This window comes from uncultured Campylobacter sp., from assembly GCF_938045205.1.
GTDB lineage: Bacteria > Campylobacterota > Campylobacteria > Campylobacterales > Campylobacteraceae > Campylobacter_B.
In genome coordinates, this window is sequence record NZ_CALIMY010000022.1 from 1 (window position 1) to 4,705 (window position 4,705).

General features: G+C 49.8%; 5 protein-coding genes and 1 pseudogene. 2 read left to right on the forward strand and 4 right to left on the reverse strand.

The genetic code is table 11. The features are described from left to right. From Q0198_RS10915 to aroQ, 4 genes and pseudogenes are all read right to left on the reverse strand, one after another. A pseudogene (locus tag Q0198_RS10915) lies at positions 1–177 on the reverse strand (hypothetical protein); the annotation flags it as partial. Beyond that, positions 159–689, reverse strand: a complete 531-nt coding sequence (folK, locus tag Q0198_RS00935; protein ID WP_297893967.1) for a 2-amino-4-hydroxy-6-hydroxymethyldihydropteridine diphosphokinase — start codon at positions 687–689, stop codon at positions 159–161. The pseudogene Q0198_RS10915 and the gene folK, both read right to left, overlap by 19 nt. A 17-nt stretch (positions 690–706) precedes the next feature. Then, entirely contained in the window at positions 707–1,732 is a 1,026-nt protein-coding gene (locus Q0198_RS00940; protein ID WP_297893955.1) for a M24 family metallopeptidase, read from the reverse strand. 14 nt (positions 1,733–1,746) lie between these two features. Further along, on the reverse strand, positions 1,747–2,214 hold the full coding sequence (aroQ, locus tag Q0198_RS00945) for a type II 3-dehydroquinate dehydratase (protein WP_297893957.1): 468 nt from the start codon (positions 2,212–2,214) through the stop codon (positions 1,747–1,749). A 172-nt stretch (positions 2,215–2,386) separates the two neighbouring features. On the opposite strand from aroQ, the gene Q0198_RS00950 reads away from it, so the two are divergent. Together Q0198_RS00950 and sppA are read left to right on the forward strand one after the other, a co-directional pair. Next, positions 2,387–3,604, forward strand: coding sequence for a metal-dependent hydrolase (locus tag Q0198_RS00950; protein ID WP_297893960.1), 1,218 nt, complete (start codon positions 2,387–2,389; stop codon positions 3,602–3,604). Continuing rightward, positions 3,592–4,464 (forward strand): signal peptide peptidase SppA, encoded by an 873-nt coding sequence (gene sppA / locus Q0198_RS00955; protein WP_297893962.1) that lies wholly within the window; start codon positions 3,592–3,594, stop codon positions 4,462–4,464. Before Q0198_RS00950 ends, sppA begins: the two co-directional genes overlap by 13 nt. Positions 4,465–4,705 lie beyond the last annotated feature (241 nt).

Genomic DNA, 4,705 nt, shown 5'->3' on the forward strand with positions numbered 1-4,705 from the left:
CGAAGTCCTCTTTCTTTGCAAAGCGTTTAAGATGATCTCCTGATTGTTTAAATTTGGCGCTTCGATGATCGCCGTTCGGTAGCCTATCTCACTTAGAATTTCGCCGAAATTCGCCACGATCACGCTCTTGCCGACCCCGCCTTTGGCGCTTAAAAAATTTACGATTTTATTTTGCATATCAGTCCTCTTTTAAATTTCATCTCTCCAAGCGGCAAAATCACGCTTATGCGCTCGCAGGCACCCGGATGCGGCAGCATCAGCCGCTCGCAGGCACGCACCTTCGCGCTTGCGTATAAAATATCCACGTCCAGCGTGCGCGGCGCGTTTTTGAAGCTTCTTTTGCGCCCAAATCGTAGCTCTGCGCGCTGCATTATTTTTAGCATCGGATTGGGCCAGAGCGAGCTTTGCACGAGCATCACGGCGTTTAAAAAATTTTCTTGCCGCAAAAAGCCGAACGGCTTGTTTTTTAAAATCAAGGAATTTTGCGCTACGAAAAAGCGCGTATCGCTTTGTAAAGTGCGATAAAATCGCTCGAAGCGTCGCCTGACATCTCCTAAATTCCCGCCGAGTCCAAGTAGGTATAAATTTTTAAAATTTCCGCGCTCGCGGCGCCTCATCGGAAAAACGGCGCTTTTTACGACGCACAGCGCGTCCGCGCACTCGTAAAATTCGTTTTTCTTAAGTTGCATGTTCACCCGAGCTACTCTCATAAAATTTCAGCCCCGTTTTCGCGCACGACCACGACGTCCTCGATGCGCACGCCAAACTCGCCCGGCAAGTAAATCCCCGGTTCCACGCTAAAGACCATGCCCTCTTTTAGCACGGTATCTCCGCGCTTTGAGATGAACGGAAGCTCGTGGATATCGACTCCGACGCCGTGTCCGGTGCTGTGAAAAAATGCTTCGCCAAAGCCCTGAGCGGCGATAAAATCCCTAGCCGCCGCATCGATCTCGCTCGCCTTTTTACCGGGCATAACCGCCGCGATCGCCAGAGCTTGCGCTTCTTTTACGATCTCGTAAATTTCTTGCCGTTTGCCGTTTTTAAAATTTTGCTCCTTGCTGAAGTTAAAATTTTCGTCAAAGTACGCCGTGCGCGTCCTATCGGAGCAGTAACGGTTAAATTTAATCCCCGCGTCAAGCAGGAGTAAATCGCCCTGTCGCAAACGTTTTTTACCGGGCAGAGCGTGCGCCTTTGCGGCGTTTTCGTTGATCGCGACGATAGGCGAAAAGCTAAGCGCGAGCTCGCCTTTTTTCTTAAAGATGAGCTCGGCGTTAAAAAACAGCTCCTCTTCGCTCATCCCTTCGCCGTTTTCGCGCACGAAGGCGGCAAATTCGTCAAATCTTTCCGCGCCCAGCTGCGCCGCTTGCTTTAAAATTTTTATCTCATCCTCTGATTTTATTATGCGCGAAATTTGCGAAAAATTCGCCCGCGCCTTAAATCTTATCCCAAGCCCTTTGCTTAGCGCCTCCCACTCGCCCGCGGCAAAATCGTACGGGTTGTAGCTAAGCTCAGCAACGCCCGCTTTTCGCAAAAACAGCCGCGCGTCTTTTATCAAATTTCGCTCGACCTCGATCACTTTGGTATCTTGGCAAAGCTCGCGCGCTTCGATGCTATAACGCGCATCGGTGAGGAAAAATTTGCGCCCCGCAAAGCTCAAAAATATCGCGTTGTCGCAGCTGTATCCGCACTCGTGGTAAACAGCGTTTTCGTCCTTTAAGATAAAATTTTTCAAATTTAATCCCAAACTTATTTGGCTTTCTGCTCGGCTCTGGCGGCTTTGATCTGCTCAAAAATTTGAATCATTCCGATCATCGCCAGATGGTATCCCACGGGGCCAAACCCGATTATCTGACCCGCAGCAACGGGCGCTATTAGACTTTTTTGTCTAAGCTCCTCCCTGCGAGCGATGTTTGAGATATGCACCTCGATCACAGGCAGACTGACTGCGGCGAGCGCATCGCGGATAGCGAGCGAAGTGTGCGTGTAGGCGGCGGGATTGATGATGATGCCGTCGCAAGTGCCGAAGCACTCTTGGATCTTATCGACGATCTCGCCTTCGAAATTGCTCTGGAAAAACTCGATCTCGTTGCCGCTCTGATCGGCGACCGCCTTCATCTGTTTATGGATGTCCTCCATCTTCATAACCCCGTAAATAGCGGGCTCGCGCATACCAAGCATATTGATATTCGGTCCTTGAATCACCATAATTTTCATTTTTACGTCCTTGTTTTGAAATTTAAGCAAAAATTATAACCAAAGCGAGCTTATTTTTTACTATGGCGCTAAATTTGCCCGTTCAAGCCCGGTCGCTAAAATTTTATCTCTAAATTTAGCACGGAAGAGAATTTTATGCTAAAATCACGCGCTGTTTTAGATAAGGAAAACGATGAGAATTTTAAGGGCGAAGTGGGTTCTTGTTTGCGATGAGAATTTTAAAATTTTAAAAGATGGCGCGATCGTCTTTGACGAGAAGATAATCGAGGTCTGCGCCTTTGCGAGTGCGGCGCGCAAATACCCGCAAGCCGAAATTTTAGACTTTAGCGGCGATATAGCGATGCCTGCGTTTATAAATCCGCACGTGCATTTGGAATTTAGCGCAAACAAAGGCACGCTGCGCTACGGCGATTTTTTGGAGTGGCTAGGCAGCGTCATCGCCTCAAGGCAGCAGCTGGATGCCGCGGCACGCGGACGATTGATTTTGGAGCAGATCGCCGCGATGATGCGAAGCGGCGTGGGTACGATCGGCGAAATTTCAAGCTTCGGCGGCGAGGCTGAAGCTTGCGCGCAAAGCGGCATTAGAACCGTGTTTTTCAATGAAATTTTAGGCGCGAGCAAGGATGCTGCGGCGGAGAATATTTTGAAATTTAAGCAGCGATTTGAGCGCGCAAAGGCGCTCGCAAGCTCGCTTTTTATCCCCGCCGTGTCGGTGCACTCGCCGTACTCGGCGCACCCGCAGATTACGGAGTTTGCGACGAAGCTTGCCCGCGAAAACGGACTTGCTATAAGCACGCATTTTATGGAGAGCGCGTATGAGCGGCAGTGGCTGCGCACGGGTCGCGGCAAATTTAAAGCCTGGCTTGCTAAATTTGACCCAACGCCCGCGCCTCTTTACTCGCCGCAGAGCTTCGTAGCGCATTTTAACGGGCTTCGCACGCTTTTTACGCATTGCGTTTGGGTGGATGATTTTAGCATCTTTGATCCGAAGCTTCACTCGATCACGCACTGCGCGCGCTCCAACCGCCTGCTTAGCAAAAAGCGGCTGAGCTTTAAAAAGCTGCTCGCAAGCGGGCTTAATTACAACATCGCTACCGACGGGCTTAGCTCAAATTTCAGTCTAAGCTTTTTAGACGAGCTGCGCGCAAATTTAATGATGCACGACGAGCTGGGTTTGGCAGAGCTGGCGCGGGCGTTACTTTTAGGCGCGACGAGAAACGCTGCTGCGGCACTTGGGCTAAATTTGGGCGAGCTGAAAGCAGGCAAGCTCGCCGACATCGCCGTTTTTGAAGGCATTGAGTGCGAGCAGAGCCAGCTGGCGCTACAGCTCATTTTGCAGAGCAAAAATGCAAAATCACTTTTTATCGAAGGAATGAAATGCAATTTCTAAAAAATATCTTTGCGCCGATCGGCGCCGTGCTTGGGTTTATCAACAAATACTTTAAATCCCTGATTTTTCTGCTTATTTTGTTTTTGATTTTTGCTGGCGGCGAAAGCGCGCAACAAAAGGGTGCGAATCTCGCTCAGCTTTCGCTAAGCGGCGCGATAATGGACGATAGCGAAATTTTGGAAAAGATCGAAACTCTGAAAAACGACGAGGCGATTAAGGGGGTGCTTCTGCTGATCGACAGCCCCGGCGGCGCGCTAAGCCCTAGCGTAGAAATTTCGCTGGCGATCAAGTCTCTAAACTCGCGCAAGCCGGTCGTCGCCTACGCCAAGGGCACGATGGCGAGCGGCAGCTACCTAGGCGGAGTGTGGGCAAGTAAAATTTATGCAAACCCGGGCAGCTTCATCGGCTCCATTGGCGTGATCATGCAGGGGCTTGATGTGAGCGAAGCTGCAGCTAAATTAGGCTTTGCCGAACAGATCGTCAAAGCGGGCGAGCTCAAAGAAGCGGGCACGATGATGCGAAAATGGAGCGACGCGGAGCGCGCAAGCCTGCAAGCTCTGGTGGATGAGAGCTACGAGCTATTTACGCGCGAGGTGGCGCAGGCGCGCTCGCTGGATCTTAGGAAGCGCGATACGTGGGCGAATGCGCGAGTATTTTTGGCTAGCGGTGCCAAAGGCGTCGGGCTCATCGACGAAGTGGGCTCTTTGGAGGACGCCAAAAGCGCGCTCGTAAAGGCTAGCGGCGTAGCAGATCCGATCTGGCAGGAGCCTTCGGCGTATGAGAAGATGATAGATAAGCTAGCAAATAAAAGCGAGAGTTTGGTTCGCGGCGCGTTCGGCGCGAAGCTGATGGCGTATTAGAATTTTAGAAATTTCGAAGAAATTTTAAATTATGAGGAAATTTTAAAATGTAGAATTTTGTATATAGAAGCTATACTGGGTTTGATTACTTTTAAATTTCCTCGCTTTTACATTTGGCGTTTCTTTAAAATTTTACCCTTTTTGTGAATTTTTCTTTGTTTAAGAACTCCTCATTTTTCTACTAATTATTCAGCCCCCTTTAAGCATCACTCTTGTATAATCACAATTCTGTTTCGCACCG